The 20,910-nt window shown below is 44.1% G+C and carries 17 protein-coding genes; 11 read left to right on the top strand and 6 right to left on the bottom strand.

Annotated elements, in window-relative coordinates:
• The first annotated feature begins 214 nt into the window (after positions 1–214).
• On the top strand, positions 215–838 hold the full coding sequence (locus G4D54_16210; protein QJA03872.1) for a flavin reductase: 624 nt from the start codon (positions 215–217) through the stop codon (positions 836–838).
• A gap of 676 nt (positions 839–1,514) precedes the next feature.
• Here G4D54_16210 and ytvI read toward each other — a convergent pair.
• The 4 genes from ytvI to G4D54_16190 form a co-directional block, all read right to left on the bottom strand.
• Positions 1,515–2,591 (bottom strand): sporulation integral membrane protein YtvI, encoded by a 1,077-nt coding sequence (gene ytvI, locus G4D54_16205; GenBank protein QJA03871.1) that lies wholly within the window; start codon positions 2,589–2,591, stop codon positions 1,515–1,517.
• Positions 2,592–2,981: 390 nt separating this feature from the next.
• The gene (locus G4D54_16200; GenBank protein QJA03870.1) at positions 2,982–3,794 is read right to left on the bottom strand and encodes a hypothetical protein; all 813 of its coding nucleotides are present in this window, start codon (positions 3,792–3,794) and stop codon (positions 2,982–2,984) included.
• A 9-nt stretch (positions 3,795–3,803) separates the two neighbouring features.
• Positions 3,804–4,439 (bottom strand): HAD-IA family hydrolase, encoded by a 636-nt coding sequence (locus tag G4D54_16195; GenBank protein QJA03869.1) that lies wholly within the window; start codon positions 4,437–4,439, stop codon positions 3,804–3,806.
• On the bottom strand, positions 4,436–4,891 hold the full coding sequence (locus tag G4D54_16190) for a MarR family transcriptional regulator (protein ID QJA03868.1): 456 nt from the start codon (positions 4,889–4,891) through the stop codon (positions 4,436–4,438). The genes G4D54_16195 and G4D54_16190 overlap by 4 nt, the downstream gene beginning before the upstream one ends.
• A gap of 403 nt (positions 4,892–5,294) precedes the next feature.
• Between G4D54_16190 and G4D54_16185 the strand changes: the two genes are divergently transcribed.
• From G4D54_16185 to nagA, 3 genes are all read left to right on the top strand, one after another.
• Positions 5,295–5,966, top strand: a complete 672-nt coding sequence (locus G4D54_16185; protein ID QJA03867.1) for an ankyrin repeat domain-containing protein — start codon at positions 5,295–5,297, stop codon at positions 5,964–5,966.
• Between the two features lie 12 nt (positions 5,967–5,978).
• Positions 5,979–8,063, top strand: a complete 2,085-nt coding sequence (locus G4D54_16180; GenBank protein ID QJA03866.1) for an elongation factor G — start codon at positions 5,979–5,981, stop codon at positions 8,061–8,063.
• Between the two features lie 61 nt (positions 8,064–8,124).
• A complete protein-coding gene (gene nagA, locus G4D54_16175) occupies positions 8,125–9,249 on the top strand; it encodes an N-acetylglucosamine-6-phosphate deacetylase (GenBank protein QJA03865.1) in 1,125 nt (374 codons plus the stop codon).
• A gap of 220 nt (positions 9,250–9,469) precedes the next feature.
• On the opposite strand, the gene G4D54_16170 is transcribed toward nagA, so the two are convergent.
• Positions 9,470–10,438 (bottom strand): ATPase, encoded by a 969-nt coding sequence (locus G4D54_16170; GenBank protein ID QJA03864.1) that lies wholly within the window; start codon positions 10,436–10,438, stop codon positions 9,470–9,472.
• A complete protein-coding gene (locus tag G4D54_16165; GenBank protein QJA03863.1) occupies positions 10,435–11,445 on the bottom strand; it encodes a LacI family transcriptional regulator in 1,011 nt (336 codons plus the stop codon). The genes G4D54_16170 and G4D54_16165 overlap by 4 nt, the downstream gene beginning before the upstream one ends.
• Positions 11,446–11,621: 176 nt before the next feature.
• Here G4D54_16165 and G4D54_16160 point away from each other — a divergent pair, with 176 nt between their 5' ends.
• The 7 genes from G4D54_16160 (at position 11,622) to G4D54_16130 (ending at position 20,909) form a co-directional block, all read left to right on the top strand.
• The gene (locus tag G4D54_16160) at positions 11,622–12,956 is read left to right on the top strand and encodes an alpha-glucosidase/alpha-galactosidase (GenBank protein ID QJA03862.1); all 1,335 of its coding nucleotides are present in this window, start codon (positions 11,622–11,624) and stop codon (positions 12,954–12,956) included.
• Positions 12,957–13,001: 45 nt separating this feature from the next.
• A complete protein-coding gene (locus tag G4D54_16155; GenBank protein ID QJA03861.1) occupies positions 13,002–14,282 on the top strand; it encodes an ABC transporter substrate-binding protein in 1,281 nt (426 codons plus the stop codon).
• A gap of 56 nt (positions 14,283–14,338) precedes the next feature.
• The gene (locus tag G4D54_16150) at positions 14,339–15,214 is read left to right on the top strand and encodes a sugar ABC transporter permease (GenBank protein QJA03860.1); all 876 of its coding nucleotides are present in this window, start codon (positions 14,339–14,341) and stop codon (positions 15,212–15,214) included.
• A 1-nt stretch (position 15,215) separates the two neighbouring features.
• Entirely contained in the window at positions 15,216–16,052 is an 837-nt protein-coding gene (locus tag G4D54_16145; protein ID QJA03859.1) for a carbohydrate ABC transporter permease, read from the top strand.
• Between the two features lie 12 nt (positions 16,053–16,064).
• Positions 16,065–17,159, top strand: a complete 1,095-nt coding sequence (gene ugpC / locus G4D54_16140; protein ID QJA03858.1) for a sn-glycerol-3-phosphate ABC transporter ATP-binding protein UgpC — start codon at positions 16,065–16,067, stop codon at positions 17,157–17,159.
• On the top strand, positions 17,156–18,226 hold the full coding sequence (locus G4D54_16135) for an amidohydrolase family protein (protein ID QJA03857.1): 1,071 nt from the start codon (positions 17,156–17,158) through the stop codon (positions 18,224–18,226). The genes ugpC and G4D54_16135 overlap by 4 nt, the downstream gene beginning before the upstream one ends.
• A 454-nt stretch (positions 18,227–18,680) precedes the next feature.
• Entirely contained in the window at positions 18,681–20,909 is a 2,229-nt protein-coding gene (locus tag G4D54_16130) for an LPXTG cell wall anchor domain-containing protein (protein QJA03856.1), read from the top strand.
• The last annotated feature ends 1 nt before the right edge of the window (position 20,910 follow it).

Raw genomic sequence — 20,910 nt, 5'->3', positions numbered from 1 at the left:
ACAGGAAGAAAGTTTGAAAAATTTATAGAAATTTGTATAAATCAGTCGAATCCTGCTCATATGTATTATGACATGAAACCCTGTTTGCGCATACGGAGAACTTCTTAAAAAAGCTTAAATGAAGACTGGGCAATTCTCTTTACAAATGTCTGAAAAAGGCGCATACTATATGTATAAAATAAGAATAATTCTTAATATTAAAGGAGGAAGCAATATGGATCAAACAGCATTTTTTAAATTGAGCTACGGCTTATACATCATTTCAACTACTTCAGAGGGAAAGGATGCAGGCTGCGTTGCAAATACCCTGCATCAGGTAACCTCATCTCCTGCACAGCTTGCGGTAACCCTGAACAAGGACAATTATACGGAGCAGCTGATTGAAAAATCAGGACGCTTCAGTGCAGTCGTGCTGACGCAGAACTGCGGTATGGATATCATTAAAAATTTCGGCTTTTGTTCCAGCAGGGACAATGACAAATTCGCGCAGTGCACTTACCGAAGAGATACACACGGGGTTCCCTATCCCAGTGAGCACATGGCGGCACGCTACAGTCTCAAGGTTGTAAAAACACTTGATTTGGGTACGCATGTCATGTTTGTTGGGGAAGTGGAAGAGGCAGAAGTGCTCAGTGAGGAAGAGGTTATGACCTATGCTTACTATCATCAGGTGAAAAACGGAGCTACCCCGAAGAATGCACCGAGCTATCAGGAAAAGAGTGAAAAAAGCGGCTGGAGATGTACAATCTGCGGTTACATCTATGAAGGAGATCCGCTTCCACAGGACTATGTATGTCCGTTATGCGGTGCACCTGCGGCATTGTTTGAAAAGCTGTAAACAAAGACAAATCCGGCAGTTGTTGAATAGGAGCATGCACAGTCACTGTAGGCGGGGAATGCCATGCAGCTGATTGGAAGAGGCAGTTGCATACTTGTAAGCCTTATGCATATGTAGAGACTGTTCGCCATACATGCAGCAGAGGAAAGAGTAGTCTTTCTTCTGATGACATTTAAAATCATATACGTGCAGGTGAGTCTGGTCAGTGGCAATAGCTGAGCAGGCTCTTTTTTCTGCCTGCAGAAGCAGACAGGGGGCATATGGCAGTATACCGCAATTGCTTACCTACGAAAGTCTGCATACAGAGAAGCGTTAATCACAAGCAGCTTGACAGCAATCCTTTTGTGTAGCGCTATCCTATTTTATTTACCAGATAATTTCCAGAGGAAACGTCTGCATACGTGCTTGCTCTTTTTCATGTAAATATCACGACCCTCCTTGTTTTTTTTCTTCCGTATATAAGGTAGCAAATGCATGTATCCTACTTGTATCCGATAAAAATACAATAAAGTGGAAGCATGCTACAGTGCGGAATGTAGCATCCGGTTCCCGCATTTACACACCTGCTGGTATTTATGATTTCATTAGAGACAGCCGAAAAAGCAATAAAAAAAGAACATCGCAGGATGTTCCAGGGATGACGCCTTTTACGAATACATGAATATACGTAGTACAGTTACGAATTATAAATATGGATGATGCCGGTATCGTTTAAATTCTGTACAATCAATATGAGAATCGGAAGTATGAAGATACCAAGAAAGCCGAACAGCCTTGCCCCCAGGTACATGCACATAAGCATCAGCAGAGGATGCAGACCGATCTGTTTTCCAACGATTTTCGGTTCAATGATATTGCGTATCACGGTGATGACAAGATACAGAATGAGCAGACCCACACCTGTTTTCACCTGATTGTTTAAAAAACTGATTAGAATCCAGGGAAGCATGATGCCACCGGTTCCAAGCACAGGCAGTACATCAAAAATAGCAATCAGAAAGGCAATGACAAGTGCGTTTTTAATCCCCAGTATATGCAGTCCGACGGTCAGCTCGAAAAAGGTCAGCAGCATGATTTTGCCATAGGCGACGGCGAAGCGTGCAATCGTATCGGTGAAATAGTGCCGGGAGGTAAAGACGATCTGTGCTCCCTTCTCCGGAAGCTGCCGGATAAAAAAGGCTATGATGCGCGGATAATCGGCATTAAAGAAAAAGGAGGATATGATGGCGAAGAAGAAGGCGATAAGCAGATTGGGAAGGGAGGACGCAAAGCCGGTGAACAGGGATACCAGATGCTTGGACAGGGAGGATATGATACTGTATAAAGAAGACTGCAGTCCGTCCAGAAAGGACTGGATGGCCTGCGCACCTGTGATATCCACCTCCTTCCATACACTTTCCACATTTCCCAGCGTATCGTTGAGAAACGGCTCCAGATTTTGCTGATACAGTCTTGGTATGTCTTCCACAAAATCCTTCAGGAATGCAAAGCCCTTCATAAATAGCAGTGTCACAAAGGCACCGATGGTCGCATAAAAGACCAGAATCACAATTGATGACCAAAGCTTTTCATGACCGCCGCTCAGCGCTGTCAGCCTTTTGATGAGCGGACGCAGCATGAAGGCAATCAGAAAACCAATCAGAAAGGGCATGATCGCATACATCACATAGCGTAGAAACAGATACAGCAGTGCCAGTATGAGGCAGCTGTAAACAAAATGGATGATAAAGGCTCTTTGTTTTTCCGTATTCATAATACTTCCTCCTTTGCGGTTGCTTCGTAATCCGCGGAAATGTTTGTGTCAGATGCTTTATAGACGGATTGCAATGCTGAACAACTGATGTATGAAAGAACAGCGGTGGCGGATGATGTTTGCACAAGCTGCCTTGTGCTTGTCCGGCAGGGCGTGTCCGGGTTTGGAAAACCTATTTTTGATGCTATACAGAGAGTATAGATACAGTATAGAAAAAAAGAACCGAGAAGTGTGCGGATTCCTGTCATATACTCAGGAATACAGATACAGCTTACGGTTCTTTTTTACTTTTGTGTGTGTGCTAACAGAGTGAATACAGCTTCTGTCGATCAATACGATCGTGTTGAATTCTTATGCTTTAAATTTACCGTCGATCAAGTAAGGACTCATTTACTTCCCGTCCTCTTTTTTTCTGCGTTCATTGATGATGGAAAACAGCCGCTCTGCATTGATCCGTGAGATAGCTTCTATTCTTGTCGGGAATGCCTTCTGTAATCGGATATGGGTGCGTTTGCGTTTGGTGTGAAGGGATGTAATGCGCTGTCGCAGCCTTTCGATACGCTCCAGAAGAATCTCATCCGCATTGGTGGAATCCAGAACCCGTGCTACCGCATCGCTTAGATTCTCCTGAAGCAAAGTGATGCTGGCATTCGCAAATTCCTGCCGCAGCTCGCGGATGCTTTCCTCGATTTCCTGAAAATCCTTGTTCTTGCGCAGCAGTGCAAGTGCTGTGTTAAACAGGTCATAGCCAAACCCGAAAAGAGCGGCTGTACATAGCATAGTCTGCATCCCGGGGGAAAACAGATGCACAAATTCCTGGATTGCCGGATGGATGAGATAATAGACAACCAGCACCATACAGCCGAACAGCAGGGAGTTTTTCAGGCAGACACGGCCGTGAATGTTGAATGGATAGCTTGAGTAATCCCACCATTTGGTATGAAAGAGAACCTCCATGCCCCAGCTCGTAACATACTCCAGGGCGCTTGTTACGACGATGCCCATACCAAACATGAGGGGAATGCTGTAACCGAAAGGATCAAGAATGTGAAGCACCGCCAGTGCTCCGCAGCCATAGATGGGACAGTAGGGACCGGCGAGAAATCCGCGGTTGATAAATGTATGCGCGGGGATGCTGCAGTAGATACATTCGCAGAGCCAGCCGAAAAAGCTGTACAGGAAGAAATATAAGATAAGCTCCATACGATCCTCTTAAAACTCCTGATACAGACGGTAATCGCCGAAATCGCGAATCGTCATAAGGGCATCACTGTACTTGCGCTTTTCCTTGTCATTCACTACGATCACATCAATTCCGGCATTGCGCGCTGCCATAACGCCGTTTTCGGTATCTTCAAACACAATGCATTCCTCTGCGGTTAGATCAATGTTGTGCAATGCCTCCAGATACATCTGGGGGTCCGGCTTGGAGCGGGTAACCTGCTGGGAGGTTATCACATAATCAAAATAGGCTTCCATGTGCTTTTCCCGCAATATATGGGATACGATTTCTGTCGCATTGTTGGTGCATAGACAGATTTTATAATTCTTTTGCTTTACATACTGCAGAAACATGAGTGCATCCTTTTTCAACGGGGCGTTGTCGTAATGCTCCAGCAGAAAATCACTCACCCGGCGTACAAGCTCCTTTCCTTCCGCAGGGTCCTCCACCTCCTGCAAAATGCGGGTCTCCATTTCCGCAAAGCTGCGAACGCGGGATTTCAGTATTTTCAGAATCAGTGTTTTCTGTACCGTTTTCAATTCGCTCAGTGCCTGCCTGAAGTTGATATTCTCATAGGTGTTGATGAGCGTTCCATCCATGTCAAACAGAATTCCTTTTTTTGTCATCGCATGTTCTCCTTTCGCATAATCGCATCCAGAAACTGGTTCAGCTTCTCCAGTCCCTTCACGATGATTTCCTTATCCTTATAATTGTACTGCTTCCACTGCTCCTCATAGTGCTGTTGGATCTTACGCGATATCGTCTGTACGCAAAGTGCTCCGCTTTGACTTGTGCAAAGCTCCACTATACGTTCATCCTGTTCCCTTTTTTTGCGAATCAGATAGCCGCTGTGCTCCAGCTTTTTGCAGAGAGCCGACATATTGCCTGCATCGGTGTGCAGTGCCTTTGCGACAGAACCGATTGTGGTGCAGGGGTGCTGCTGTATATAGGAGAGCACGGAATACTGCATGTCGGTAATGCGATAGTGCTCGTATTCTTCCTTCAGATAACGGGAACGCTGAAATGTCAGCTTGCGGTTCAATTCCTCTACCTGCTGTTCATACAGTGAAATATCCATATGCATGACTTCCTTTCCTTATTATATGTGATTTACATATTTTACAACTGTGTGCCCTCGCTGTCAATGGGCTTTGGTTTCAGGAAGCGGGAGGCGAAAATTCCATGAAACATTTTCATTTTTCACGAAACGAAAAAAACGGCAAAATATACATGAAATCGCTTGCAAAAATCATAAAATAAGATACAATATAACTATACTAGAAGTGATGCAAGAAAGGGGCGTGTGTTTTGTGACAGCAAACAGAATCATGAAAAAACCTGACACAGACAGTGCATTCCCTGACGTACCTGATGAAGATGTACGTAGTTTCTTCGCGGCCTTAGAATGGATGTAAAGTGCGATTGCTTTGCGTCCGTTTTTTTATTCAGATGATTCAGTATAAACTAAAGGAGGAATTAAAATGGATCAGAAATTCAACAAAGCATTCTGGGATGCATGTGCAAACGGTGATTTTGCAACGGTATGTGCGGAAATCAAGAAGGGTGCTGACATCAACTATCAGAACGGTGATGGAAGAACGGGTCTGATGCGTGCTGCCAAGCGTGATTACAAGGATATCGTACGCGTGCTGCTGGATAATGGTGCAGAGGTAAATCTGGAAGATAATAAAGGAAAGACCGCCATTATGGGGGCAGCGAAGAAAGGAAATAAAACCATCTGCAAGAAGCTGATCGAAGCCGGTGCGGATGTGAATACGTCGGATGATCGCGGCAGAACTGCGCTGATGCGTGCTGCTTTTCTTGGACATGATCGCTGCGTTGAGGTGCTGCTGGATGCCGGTGCTGAGATCAATGCGCAGGATGAGGTGGGCAGAAGTGCGTTAATGGAAGCCTGCGTTGCATTTAAAAAGGATGTTATCCGTATGCTGATTGAACGAAATGCGGATGTGAATCTCTGTGATAACAATGGCTGTACGGCATTGATGCGTGCGGCATATGGCGGATATGTGGGACTTGTGGAGGATCTGCTGGCAAACGGTGCGGATAAGGACCTGATCGATAAGGAAGGTCACAAGGCAATTCACTATGTACGGGAAGACTGTCTGGCTCAGCTGAAGCCGATACTGAAGTAGGAGGTAGCCTGTATGAGAGACTATCTGAGCCATGAGGTACGAAATGTAGTCGTACTCGGTCACAGCGGTGTCGGTAAAACCGCAGTTATGGAGAGTATGCTGTATTTTACAAAGGCGAGTGATCGCTTTGGTGTTACGAGTGAGGGAAGCTCACTGATTGATTATGATCCGGAGGAAATACGACGCGGTATCTCCGTGTATGCTTCGCTGGTGCCGATCGAGTGGAAGGATTGCAAAATCAACTTTATCGATACACCGGGGTATGCGGATTTTATTCGCGGTGCGGAAGCGGGAATCGCGGTTGGAGACAGTGCCCTGATTGTCGTGGATGCCAAGGATGCTGTACAGCCCGGGACGATCAAGGCATGGGAGGCAGCACAGAAGCGCTCCATTCCGACAATCTTCTTTGTGAATAAGCTGGATGAGGATAATGCATCCTTTGATCAGGCATATTCCGTTCTGCGGGAAACCTTTGGTAAGAGCGTTATTCCGTTTGAAGTTCCGATTATGGAAAATGGAAAGACCATCGGCTCCGTGAATATTCTGCGTGACAAGGCATGGTATTTTGAAGGACCGCTGGCTGATCCGAACAAGGCACAGCCGGTACCGGAGGATATGACGGATATCGTTGCCGAATATAAGAATCAGATTGCGGAAGCGATTGCCATGAGTGATGATGAGCTGATGGAAAAATATTTCAGCGGTGAGGAATTCAGCGAGGCGGAGCTGACAAGAGGAGTACGTCTGGGTGTGCGGAATGGAGAAATTCGACCGGTGTTCAGCGGAAGTGCTACGCATAGTGTCGGTACAGAGCGTCTGATGGATCTGATTGTGAAATACTTCCCGACATATGGAGAAGCAGGAAGTATCATGGTCAGTGATTCCGAAACCAAGGAACCGGTTATGCTGGAAACAAATGAGAAGGAAACGCTGTGTGCACAGGTATTCAAGACGGTTGTCGATCCGTTTGTCGGACGTATTTCCTATATCAAGGTGTTGGCCGGTGTGATGAGCAGTGACTCTGTCGTATATAATGCAACCAAGGATCAGGTGGAGAAGATTTCAACCATCTTTATCGTCAAGGGGAAACACCAGACGGCAGTTGGAAAGCTGTTTACGGGTGATATTGGAGCCGTTGTCAAGCTGCAGGCTACACAGACCAATGATACCCTGTGTGAAAAGGGAAAGCACTATCTGGTAGAACCGATTCAATTCTCGGAGCCGATGCTTGGTATGGCGGTATTCCCGAATTCCAAGAATGATGAGGATAAAATGAGCAGTGCGCTTGCACGCATGGTGGAGGAGGATCCTACCCTGCGTCTGGAAAACAACAAGGAAACCAAGCAGACGATTCTGTATGGAATCGGTGATCAGCATATTGATGTTGTACTGAATAAGCTGAAGAACAAATATAAGGTGGAGGTGCGCCTGGAAACACCGAAGGTACCGTATCATGAGACAATTCGGAAAACGGCAGTCGGTGAAGGCCGGCATAAGAAGCAATCCGGCGGTCATGGACAGTTTGGGCACGTTTTCGTGGAATTTGCACCGAATCCGGATGAAGAGGAAATGGTATTTGAGGAAAAGGTATTCGGAGGCGCCGTTCCGCGTCAGTATTTCCCGGCGGTGGAAACAGGTCTTCGGGAATGTATGCAGCATGGTCTGCTGGCAGGCTACAAGGTAGTCAATATCAAGGCAACTCTGCTGGATGGAAAATATCATGATGTCGATTCCAGTGAGATGGCGTTTAAGCTGGCTGCCCGTCTTTCCTATAAGGCAGGTATTCCGGAAGCGAAGCCGATCCTGCTGGAGCCGATCGTGAATATTACCGTTAAGGTACCGGATGAATTCACCGGTACGATCATCGGCGATTTCAATAAGCGCCGTGGAGCAATCATGGGCATGGATATGGTTGACGGCTATCAGGAAATCACAGCACAGGTACCGCTGGCTGAAGTACAGAAATATCCGATCGAGCTGCGTGCGATGACACAGGGACGCGGAGTATATACACAAAGCTTTGACCGCTACGAGCCGGTACCATCCAATATTGCGGACGGTATTATTGCACAGCATAAGAAAGAAGCGGAAGAATAAACAGAGACGGGGATCTGCATGGCAGGTTCCCGTGTTCTTTATGAAAGAAGGAAAAACATAAATGAAGACAATGATAAGAAATGCACGAGTGCTTATGCATGCACAGCGGTGTGTGAAGGAGGAAGCCGTTCTGATCGAAGATGGCACGATTTTGGATATCGCTTCGGAATGTGAGCTTCCTCATGCCGAGCAGGTTATTGATGCAGAGGGATTGTATCTGGCACCGGGGCTGCTGGATACACATACGCATGGAATCGGCGGCTTCGATTTTAATACGTGTACTGCCCAAGCAATAGAGGAAATCATCGCTTTGGAGCATGCGGAAGGGGTCACCGGTTTTCTGGCCAGCCTGGTTGTGGAGAATCATGCAATGACGATGGAGCGGCTGCAGCTGCTGGATTCGCAGGTATCGGATTCCTTACTCGGTATTCATCTGGAGGGACCGTTTCTGAATCCGAAGCAGAAGGCTGTCATGAAGGAAGAATTTCTGCGTTTGCCGGATATTGAAGAATTTCGACAGTTTCTGCGTGTTTCTTCCCATGTTTCCTCAATGACGATAGCACCGGAGCTGCCTGATGCGCAAAGACTGATCAAGGAGGGGACAAGGCAGGGCATTGTCATGAATATCGGACACAGCATGGCAGATGCACAGCAGGTGATGCAGGCTCAGAGAAACGGAGCAAAGGGGATTACCCATCTGTATAATGCGATGAGTCAGCATGAGCACCGTAATCCCGGTGTGGTGACAGGTGCACTGCTTTCCGATCTGATGTGCGAGCTGATTGTGGATGGATTTCATGTACATCCGGATGTCGTACATGCCACCTATCGTGCTTTAGGGGATGATCGCATCATACTCATCAGTGACGCCAATCCATATAAGGCGGTAGCGGATGGAGAATATCCGTTTAGCGGCAAGAATATTGTCATTCAGGATGGAAAAGCTACGGTAAAGGAAACCGGGCGAATTGCAGGAAGCACGCTGGCAATGAATACTGCCCTGCGCAATATGTGCAGATATACCGGTTGCAGTGTGGAAAGTGCGGTGCGTATGGCGGCATATAATCCCGCAAGGCTGTATGGCTGGAAAAAAGGATCAATAGAGCCTGGCTATGATGCGGATTTGATGTTAATGGATGATGCGTTTCATATACACAGGGTCTGGCAAAGGAAATATTTTATGTAGAGGAAGGCAGGAAAAATCGTCTCTTCAACAACAAAAACAGCTTATTTGAGCATATATGCAGACTGCACATTTTCTTAGGATAATGCGTTTTTTATAAACCGTACTTTAACAGGGGAGGTATCAGCTTTTCTGTATGTGAATAGCGTAGCTTGTACACATGTATTGAAGCATAAGGCTTCCAAAGTGTGTTTCTTTATACGAAGAAATGGATGAAAATCAGCTATAAGGTGCGTAAATTTTGAATGATTTTCTCATCTATCAAGCGGTTGTCGTGCTGCATTGCAAGTATGATACTGCCTGCATCGGGAGAAAGGATTGGCGCAGTCAGCGTTAATGTTGGTTCGATGGACAAATATTCCTTTAACGGCTCCAGAAGATAGCTACCGCTTTTGAATACGCCGCCGCTATAGGAAAAAGGGATATTCTTGGAAGTGAAGGGCAGCTGCCGGTAAATCGCCAGATAAATATCAGCAAGCTCTTTTGCGGCTTCCTGAAAAAATTTCATTGCGACAGGATCATTTTGCTTTGCAAGTGTAAACACTGTCTGCGACATCGCGGCAACTCTGGTTCTGTCAAAGTTCCAATTCACAACACAAGTGGTTAGGATATCACTGTCCTCCTGTAGATGATATTGTGTTTTCACAGCTTCATATAATGCAGTTTTTGGTTCTCTGCCATCGCTTTGTTTAGTGAAATGCTGAATCAGCCGACAGGCGATCCAGTAGGCACTGCCTTCATCACCGCCGAAGATATGGTGCCATCCTGCGCTTCTGCACATCTGCCCCTGTTCATTTTTTCCGAGTCCTATGGAACCGGTGCCTGCGATTACATTGATTCCTGCAGCTCCAGCCAGGGATCCTGCCAGTGCGTTTTCCATATCGTTGCCTAGCATGTGCGGTATTTGCGGATAAGCTTTTTTGACAGCCCTTTCGATGGCGGGACTGTCCTTTTCTATATCCCGATATCCTGCACAGGCGATAAACGCAGCGGCGATTTGCTCTACCTTTATCGCACTGCTATTCAGGCAGTCATACAGGCCGTCCTGCATGACTTTGGTGACACCATCCAATCCGCATTGCAGATAATGACAGGTAGGCTGTATGCTTTGCGCCTGTACTCTGCCAAATGCATCACAGATGATGAATTTTGTCTTGGTTCCTCCCCCGTCTACTCCCAGATAATAGTTCATTCTTTCATATCCTTTCGTGCTGTAGAGTTTCGTTCGATGAATTTTGTTGGTAACAGAATATTGAGTATCGTCTCATCATGCTCGTGAATCAGCTGATACAGCCGCTGAACCGAACGTTTTCCGATTTCGTGTGTTGGTACATCCACCGTGGATAACGGTGGAATCATATGTGCAGTGGTGGAAAGATTGTTGAAACCGATGATGGAAATATCTCTTGGACAGCGAATATCCATTTCATACAGCTTTCCAAGGATGACGGATGCGAGTGTATCGCTTCCCGCGAAAATAGCGTCTGGGCGATTCTCCTGCAGCATCAGCTGTTCGGTTTCCTGCACACATTTTTCAATATCCCAATCGCAATCAATTACGATTGAGGGATCATAGGGAATTCCTGCTTTGCGCAGAGATTCACGATATGCGATCATCCGCTTGCTATCTAAAAAGCAGGTATTTGGCGCTCCGCCACCGATATAGGCGATTCTGCGACATCCGCAGGCTAGAAAATGATCCATCACCTGGAAGGTTGCCTCAATATGATCAAATCCGACGTTGTTATAGTCGCAGCAGTATGGATCGATTCCTACGATGTAAGGAATGGATGCTGTTAAAGCTGCGAAGGTATCCTTTGGCAAATCCTCCATTAAAAGCAGTCCATCCAGATTCTGTCTGCACATTTCCGATAAAATAGCGGGATCTTTTAATTCATTGTAATTTTTTATGGAAGAAATTGCCATCCCATATTTCGTGCTTTCCTCCTCCGCGGATGCTAAAATAGAATTGAAAAAGGGATCACCGTATTTCTCTGAAGTAACTGCCATGATACAGCCGATATTGTATTTACTGGTCTTGGCTTTGCTTTTGAAGGTGTAGTTCAGTTCACGGACTGCATCTTCAATTTTTTTTCGTGTAGCCTCTGTCGCTTTGAAGGATTCATCGTTGGATAGGATACGGGATGCAGTGGCAAGGGATACACCAGCCAACTTAGCGACATCGCGAAGTGTTGACATATAACCATCTCCTTTCTGTTTACTAAACATTATAGAACAAAATTAGGGAAAAAGCAAATAATTTAGTAAAAATATTGTCTGTAAGCCTTTACAAACGGAAAGTGTTGCGGTATACTGTGGTTGCAATCAACTAAACAATAAACAAATGTTTAGTAAACAAAGAAAGGAAACTGTTTATGAAAAGGAAATTTGCATTTATTGGAGCCGGTTCTCTTGACTTTACCAGAGGACTGGTAAGGGATATCCTGACATTTGATGCTTTCAGAGACTGTGAAATCATGCTGATGGATATCAACGAAACACGTCTGAAATATGCCAAGGATGGTGTTATGCGCATTGTGGAGGCAGGAAGGTATCCTGCAGTCGTTCATGCGACAACTGATCGCAAAGAGGCTTTAAAGGATGCTGACGGTGTATTGATCACTATTTTGCAGGGAGGTGTTGAAGTCTGGCGGCATGATATCGAAATTCCAAAGAAATATGGAGTTGATATCTGTGTCGGAGATACACGCGGGCCATCTGGCATCTTTCGGTTTTTGCGTACGGCACCGGTTCTACTGGATATCATTCGTGATGTGGAGGTGCTTTGTCCGAATGCCATTGTATTGAATTATACAAACCCTATGGCAATGCTGGTCAGCTATCTGCAAACGCAGACAGAAGTTAATGTCACTGGCTTGTGCCACAGTGTACAGGGAACAGCAGAAATGCTGGCAAACTGGATTGGAGCCGATCCAAAGGAGATTTCCTATACCTGTGCCGGTATCAATCATCAGGCCTTCTATCTAAATTACGAATGGAAGGGGAAAGATGCCTATCCGCTGATTCAGAATGCTATTCAGCGAGAAGAGGTTGCCAATGAGGAAATGGTTCGAATCGAGATGTACCGGCATCTGGGGTATTTTCCAACCGAATCCAGTGGGCACAATTCCGAATATAATCCTTGGTTCCGCAAACGCAAGGATCTGATTGAAACCTACTGTACGCATGGAACCGGCTGGAATCCGGGAGCATATGCCTATATTCTGGATGAATATCTGGAACGTGAGGATACCTGGGAACAGGAGTACTGTGATTGGGTGAATCAAGGAGACATTGATTTGAAACGGGGAGAGGAATATGCATCCAATATCTTCAATGCCATCTTCGGAGATCACACACCGTATTTCTTCAACGGCAATTTGCGAAACAAAGGCTATATTCGAAACGTTATGGAGAATGCCTGTGTGGAGGTTCCGGTTGTTGCGACCAGCAAGGGGATTCATTCCATTCAGCAGATTACGCTTCCGGATCATCTGGCTCTGATGGTGGATCATTCTGCTCGCATCGAGGAGCTTGCTGTACAAGGAGCGCTAAACGGCGATCCACAGTTGATCTTTGAGGCGATACTCTTTGATCCATTGACGGCAAGTGTACTGAGTATGCAGGAAATTCACGATATGGTACAGGAAATGCTGCATAAAAACAAAGACTATCTGACATATTTCAAAACACTGGATTTGAAGGATTAAGACGGGAGTAAATCAAAACATTAAAGCAAAGCGAGGAGAAAATCGATGAAAAAATTAGTTTGCTGTGGATTATCAGCGCTGTTAAGTGCAACGATGTTCGGCTGTAGTTCATCTTCCGGGGGATCTGATGGGGATAAGGTGGAATTGACCTTCTGGGGACACCAGAATGAACCATGGGCAGCTTCTTATCAGGAAATTGCCAGAGAATTTGAGAAAAAGAATCCGGATATTCATATCAATTTCGAATTCTTCCCATATGATCAATTTGAATCCAAGGTCCAAACATCCTTGATTTCCAAGGAAGGCGGAGCAGATATTTACGAGCTATGGGGCGGCTGGGGTCTGGATTTCGCCAGTACCGGAGCGCTTGCTGAGATACCGGAAAATCTGTCAAAGACCATTCATGACGATGTGTACCCATCTACGATTGGCGCTTTGGAATATGAAGGCAAGCTGTATGGTCTGCCAATGGAATTCAATATTGAAAATGGTGCTATGCTTGTCAATAAGAAATTGATGAGTGAACATAATTTGAAGACTCCTACCACCTGGAAGGAATTAAGAGAAACAGCGAAAAAAGCTACGAAAAAGGATGGGGACACCATTACAATCAAGGGCTTTGATTTTGTGAATTGGGATTCTGTACCATATATGTTCCTGTCCATGATTCTGTCCACTGGAGGCACCTATCAAAACGAGGACGGTAGCTTCAATCTGCAGACACCACAGGCAAAGGCAGCACTGCAGGAGTTGTATGATATGGTGAAGGTCGATGGTGTCACAACGATGGAAGGTCTTGATGGAGGCGGTGATATGGAAGGATATCAGCAGCTGTATGCAGGAAATGTTGTTATGGTTCCGCGCGGTCCGTGGACAATTGCGGAGGGCACCACCTCCTTCGGCCTGGAATATGGAAAAGATTTTGATTATGTATCTATGCCATGGTTTGGTGATAAGCCGGCATTTGCTGCAGAAACTGGATGGTCTATGGCGGTTAATGGAAACAGCAAACAACAGGAAGCAGCATTCAAATTTCTTGAATATTTCTTCCAGGATGATGTGCTGATGAAACATAATATCGCATGCTCTCAAATTCCTCCGAAAAAATCTGTCGCATCCAATCCGGAATTTATCAAACAGATGCCATATGCCGAACCACTTGTGAAAATTCTTGACAAGTCGCAATTCATTGGTCATTTCAATACAGATCAGTTTAAGGAAAAGGTGAATGCAACCTTCCAAAAGCTGGTACGCGGTGATATTAAAAATGTTGATCAGGCACTAATTACTATGGAGAAGGAATTAAACGGTATTATAAAAAAATAATGCCAGTATAGGGAAGAGGACATCGATCTTCCCTAATCTAAAAGAAGGTGAACCCATTGAAAAACAAAAAATTCATTCTCATCGTCCTGATTCCAATCTTTCTCCATCTTATGATTTTTATGATTGGTCCCATTATCGGAGGTCTTGCGATATCATTCTTTGATTATAATCCTTTACGATCCGATAACCATTTCGTAGGTTTAGATAACTTTGTCCGTCTTGTACAGGATCCAGTATTCTGGAAAGCAACGAAAAACACATTGTTCTTTGTTGTGATTACCGTTGCACTGAATATCGTGATATCCTTGGGAATTGCACAGCTGATCAGTATGTTTAAATCTAACAAGACCCGAAGTCTCTTCCGTATGATTTTCTTCCTGCCATGTGTTGCCCCCCTGGTCGCTTCCAGTGTAGTTTGGGCAAAGAGTATTTTACCTACCACAAACGGACTGGCCAATATGGCATTGCGTACCCTTGGTTTAGCAGAGGTGAATTGGCTTGGAAACCCTGATGTGCTCATGTGGTCCATCATTGTATTCTCTATATGGGCAGATATCGGCTACAACATCATCCTCTTTACGGCAGGTATCGATGGAATCCCTGGTGAATTCTATGAAGCAGCTGATTTGGATGGTGCCAGCGGCTGGCAGAAATTCCGTCATATCACATTGCCTCTGCTGAAGCGAACCTTTACATTTGTGACCATCATGACACTGATTTCTCACTTTCAGGCATTTGCGCAGTTCGCTGTCATGGCAGTTCGTAATGGCCCGCAGAATTCAGGATTGGTTTTGACCAGCTATATTTATAAGACAGCCTTTGAAACTAAGGACATGGGATATGCTTCGGCTATCTCTCTGGCATTGTTCATGATTATTATGGTTGTTTCCCTCATCCAGCAGCGTGCTAATAAGGTAGAATGGGAGTATTGATATGAAAAAACATAAAATGACAAAACAAAAGGCTGTCCGCTATAGTATCTTTATCGGTCTTGCGATCCTTGCAATTTTCTTCATCATGCCGTATTTCTGGATGCTGTCCAATTCTTTCAAAAGCACACAGGAGATTCTGGTTAATCCTAGACATCTTTTGCCGCTGGAGCCAACACTCAGTGGATATGAAAAAGTATTGACACAATCCCCATTCTTCACCTGGTTTAAAAACAGTGCATTTATTACGGTGACAAATACCGTCATTATTCTGTTCACCAGCGCACTGGTAGGCTATGTGTTCTCAAAGTTTCAATTCAAACGCAAAAAGCTATTGTTTGCCATCCTGCTTGCCAGTATGATGGTTCCCGCACAGACAACTATGATTCCTTCATTCCTTTTGATCAATTCACTGGGATTGTATAACAGTGCAGGCGCTTTGATTCTACCCTCCTTCGTAAACGCCTTCGGTATATATCTATGCAAGCAGTTTTGTGATGAGATACCAAGAGAGCTTATTGAAAGTGCTAAGCTGGACGGGGCAGGAGATTTCACGATTTTCTGGAAAATCATTATTCCTCAGATACGACCAGCACTTGGTGCATTGGCTATCTTCACATTCCTGAATTACTGGAACGATTATCTGAATCCACTGATTATGCTGAATGAGGTTAAGAAAATGACGTTGCCGTTGGCTTTGTCCTTCTTCGCATCGCAGCATATGGCTGACCTTTCCGCAACAATGGCTGCTTCTGCATTGATTATGGTGCCGGTTACCGTCGTTTTCATGATTTTCCAGAAGCATTTCATCAAGGGTATCGCGATGACAGGTATGAAATAAAGGAGAGCAGATATGGCAAATTTGAGGTTAGAGAATATAAATAAGATATATGATAATAAGGTACAGGCTGTTTTTGATTTCAATCTGGAAATCAAGGATAAGGAATTCATTGTTTTTGTAGGTCCGTCCGGCTGCGGTAAATCCACGACGCTTCGCATGATTGCCGGTCTCGAGGAAATATCCAGCGGCAGTCTGTATATTGATGATGTACTGGAAAATGATGTGCCAAGTAAGGACCGTGATATCGCCATGGTATTTCAATCCTATGCGCTATATCCGCACATGAGTGTCTATGATAATATGGCGTTCGGCATGAAAATCAAAAAGGTGCCAAAGGATGAAATAGATAAGCGTATTCACGAAGCAGCGCGAATTTTGGAAATCGAACCATATCTGAAACGCAAGCCAAAAGCACTATCCGGCGGACAGCGGCAAAGGGTTGCTCTGGGGAGGGCAATTGTCCGCAATGCCAAGGTGTTTTTGATGGATGAGCCGTTATCTAATCTGGATGCCAAGCTGCGCGTGCAGATGCGTTCTGAAATCATAAAGCTGCATGAACGCATCGGAGCGACGACAATTTATGTTACTCATGATCAGACAGAGGCTATGACGATGGCGAGCCGCATTGTTGTTATGAAGGATGGGTATATCCAGCAAATCGGAGCACCGAAGGAAATTTACGAGCATCCGGCTAATATGTTTGTGGCAGGCTTTTTAGGAAGTCCAGCTATGAATTTCATCGAGGGAACGTATAAGGAAGGTATGTTCTGCTTTGATGCACATTCAATTGAAGTAAATAATCTTGCGAAGGAGAGTCTGAAAACCTATGAGAATAAAAGAATTATCATGGGAATCCGTCCGGAAAACATCTACATGGAGGAAATCGTAGCACAGACCTATCCAAAATCTGTCATAGACTATCAGTTGGATGTAAAGGAACTGCTGGGAAATGAATATATACTGCATGGGACGATCGGTAACACGCCGATGGTTGCCAAGGTAAATGCGCGTATGGAGCTGCAGCCGCATCAGATGCTGAAACTGACGATAGATGCGAACCGTATGAATTTCTTTGATCCGGAAACAGAAGAGGCAATTCATTCATGAACGATCTCTATTTATCACAGTTTGACCCGTATGCAGAATGTATAACACCACAGCATCCGATATGCAAACCGAAATTTCCGGTATTCGATATGCATACACATATGGGTAATCTGGTTCCCGGCCCCGGTTATGCGGCACTGTATCATACTGCGGATTATGTCGAAGCTTTGCAGGATGTTGGCGTTGCACATATCGTGAATCTTGATGGTGTCTGGGGAAATGAGCTTGATGCCATGATTCGTAAGACGGAGGGTTTTGAGAATTATATAACTACATTTGTATGGATCGATGTATCCAGAATTGATGATCCGGATTTCAAGCAATGGGTGCGTAATCATTTGATGGAAGCTTATCGGAAGGGAGCACGCGGTATCAAGATGTGGAAGGTCATTTCACTGGAATACAGGGATACGTACGGCAGGTATATTCGAACAGATGATTCGCGTCTGGATGTTGTGTATCAAACAGCAGCGGAACTGCACATGCCAATTTTAATTCATATTGCGGATCCAGTAGCGTTTTTTAAGCCTGCTGATCGTCATAATGAACGCTTTGAGGAATTGAACTGTCATCCTGACTGGCAGTTTGGCAAACCGGGGCAGTTGTGCTTTGAAGAACTTATGGATATGCAGGATCGTATGGTGGAGAACCACCCGCAAACAACCTTTATAATTGCACATTTCGGCAGCTATGCGGAAAATCTGAAGCATGTTGCACTGCGTCTGGATCGATACGATAATATGTATGTGGATATGGCGGCGCGTGTAGCAGAGCTGGGGAGAGTGCCCTATTCCAGTAAAACATTCTTTGAAACGTATTCAGAACGCATTGTATTCGGAACGGATTGCTGTCCGCTGGATCTGGGACAGCATTCCATTTATTACCGTTTTCTGGAATCCATGGATGAATATTTTCCATATCAGCCAAATGGCGAGCTTCCGGGACAGGGGAGATGGCGAATCTATGGAATCGGTCTATCGGATGAAATTTTGCGAAAAGTCTATTATCAGAATGCATGTCGTATTATGAATATGGATGAACAGCAGTTTTTGCTACAGAATAAATAAGCCTTGAAAAGCAATGGTTTTCATGCAACTATTGCTTTTTTGTATAGGATTATTACTGTCAAGTAAAGCTTTATTGAAATAGAGATTGTCAAAGCAGCTTTTTATGTTGTTTTCTGTTGTACAGAAATCGGATAATCTCTTCTGTATCATATGAGCTTTGCAGAAAATCATATGTGTGTCATACAAATATCCTTTAAAAAGAATGGTTGCAAAGTGCCATTTTAAGCGCTATACTATAGTTGTATTCAAACGTATAACATAATAGATAGCAGAAAGCAGGTTGAAAAACTTGCTTTTTTAGACTATTTTTACTGAAAAAATACACTTTTTCCTTCATATTTGTCTATTTTCCTTTCATTCATATATGTATACGTTTTGAGATGGGAGGGATAGATAATACGAATTTCTTATTTTTAAATGTTTGAAAGATGGAAAAAGGAGGAATACATACTGTATGAAAAAATTATTAACGTTATTTGCTACGATAGCTCTAACTGCCGTATGCGTAACGCCAACCACTTTGTATGCGGCAGATGTACAAACGGAAAAGACGAATGAAACTGTATCAAATGCTGTTGCTGAGATCAATGGTACATCCTATGCATCGTTGTCTGAAGCGATTCAGTCAGTACAAGAAGGACAATCAATCAAATTACTTCAAGATATAAATTTGACAGCTTCTATTGATGTAAAAGATAAAACCTTTTCACTAGACCTCAATGGGTTAAACATTAAACAGGAGCTGAATGATAGTGTTGGTAAAACAAATGCACCGATTCGACTGTATAATTCATCAATGACAGTCAATGATAGTGTTGGTACTGGTTCAATTTTCGGGTATCAGTGTGCAGTGGGAGTATTTGTTAATTCCAGCTTGATATTGAACAGCGGAAGCTTTAAAGGTGAGTGGTATGGCATCGCTGGTAATGGTCTCAATAATAATGGTACCACGATTGTGATAAATGGTGGTTCTATTTCTAATGCAGATCCTGATGGTACAGGTGCAGCAATTTATCATCCACAGACCGGGGAAATCACAATCAATGGTGGTACTGTTAAAGGTGATCTTGGTATTCAATTATGTTCCGGTAATCTATCTGTAATGAATATCAACGGAGGTACTGTCTCAGGTACCGGAGCAGACAAAAGAAACAGCAAAACAGGAGATGGTGCTATCCCGGATGGTGCAGCTATTTCTGTTGTAAATCGCCCTGGTTATAGCTCTATTCCAAATGTGACAATCTCAGGAGGAACCTTTACATCAAGCAGCAGCGAAGCTTTACTTGCATATACATGGAGCAAAAATGAAAATAAAGAATGGGTTGTATCTGATTGGGCGAATGCAAAAGAAAATGTGAGGGTTAATGGTGGTATTTTCAATACAGACCCAACTGCTTATGTAAGTAATTCATATAAGGCATTCAAGACTAGTGACGGATTTGCCGTTGCACCGCTTGCAAGCAATATAACTTTATCTGAAAACGAATTAACATTGGAGGAAGGAGCCAGCAAAACAGTAACAGCCGTTCTGGCACCTGAAGGAACTCTTGAAACGGTAACCTGGTCAAGTGATAAGCCTGAAATAGCAACTGTAAAAGACGGAAAGGTTACTGCACTGAAGTCTGGTAAAGCTGTAATCACAGCGGAAACAGAAAGCGGTAAGAAAGCTTCCTGTACTGTTACGGTTACCAAGCCTGTAGCAGTAGAAACTCCTTCTATTGATACATCCAAACCTACTGATGAAATCAAGGTGGGTGTAAATGATGAGAAAGCAGAACAGTTATTGAAAGATGTAACTGATCAGATTATTGCAGGCTCCAGTGAGTTCACAGATACAGATACAGCTAATGCTGTTATTAAAGCTGCAAAAGCAGGCAAGACAGTAACGGTTGTTGCAGATGTGCAGAAGGCTGATTCCAGTAATGCTCAAGTACAGGCTGATGCTAAAAAAATTCAAAAGGAACTGGAAGCATTGACCGCTGAAAGTAATAATACAGCAACAGTGGCAATGTATCTTGACCTGAGTGTCTTAATCAAAGCAGATGATACTGTATTAGGAAATATTACAAATCTGAGTACCCCTATGAAATTCACTGTTGTGGTCCCTGAGAATCTATTAGCAGAAGGAAGAGAATTCTATATACTTCGTGTTCATAATGGAGCTGTTAATAAAATAGTACCAGAGCATAATAAGAATATTTTAACCTTTGGAACAGATCGTTTCTCTACTTATGCTGTCGTATATGAGGATAAAAAAATTGATGATAACGGAACTACCCCGGAACCAAAACCAGAGCCAACACCAGAACCGACACCAACACCAGAAAAGACGATTTATAATGTTGTCTTTGTCGATATGAATGGCGCAGTGCTGAGAACTGAAAAGGTTGAAGCTAACAAAGCGGCAACAGCACCAAAAGCACCGGAAGTTGAAGGCTATCGTTTTGTGAAATGGGATACTGATTTTACGAAGGTAACCAAGGATTTGCTTGTAAAACCTGTTTATGAAAAAGTAGCAGCTACAGAAAAACCGTCAACACCTGAAAAACCATCCAATGATAAGAAATCACCGAATACCGGAGATACAACAAATGCAGGTCTCTTTACAGCATTTGCACTGCTTGGATTAGTTTCGATGGGAATTATTGCTATTCAGCGTAAAAGAAAACAATTGATGAAATAAT

It is taken from the genome of [Clostridium] innocuum, from assembly GCA_012317185.1.
In the GTDB taxonomy this organism is placed as follows: Bacteria; Bacillota_I; Bacilli_A; order Erysipelotrichales; family Erysipelotrichaceae; genus Clostridium_AQ; species Clostridium_AQ innocuum.
Note: the sequence above shows the minus strand (reverse complement) of the source record. Positions and strands in the feature narration are given on the sequence as shown.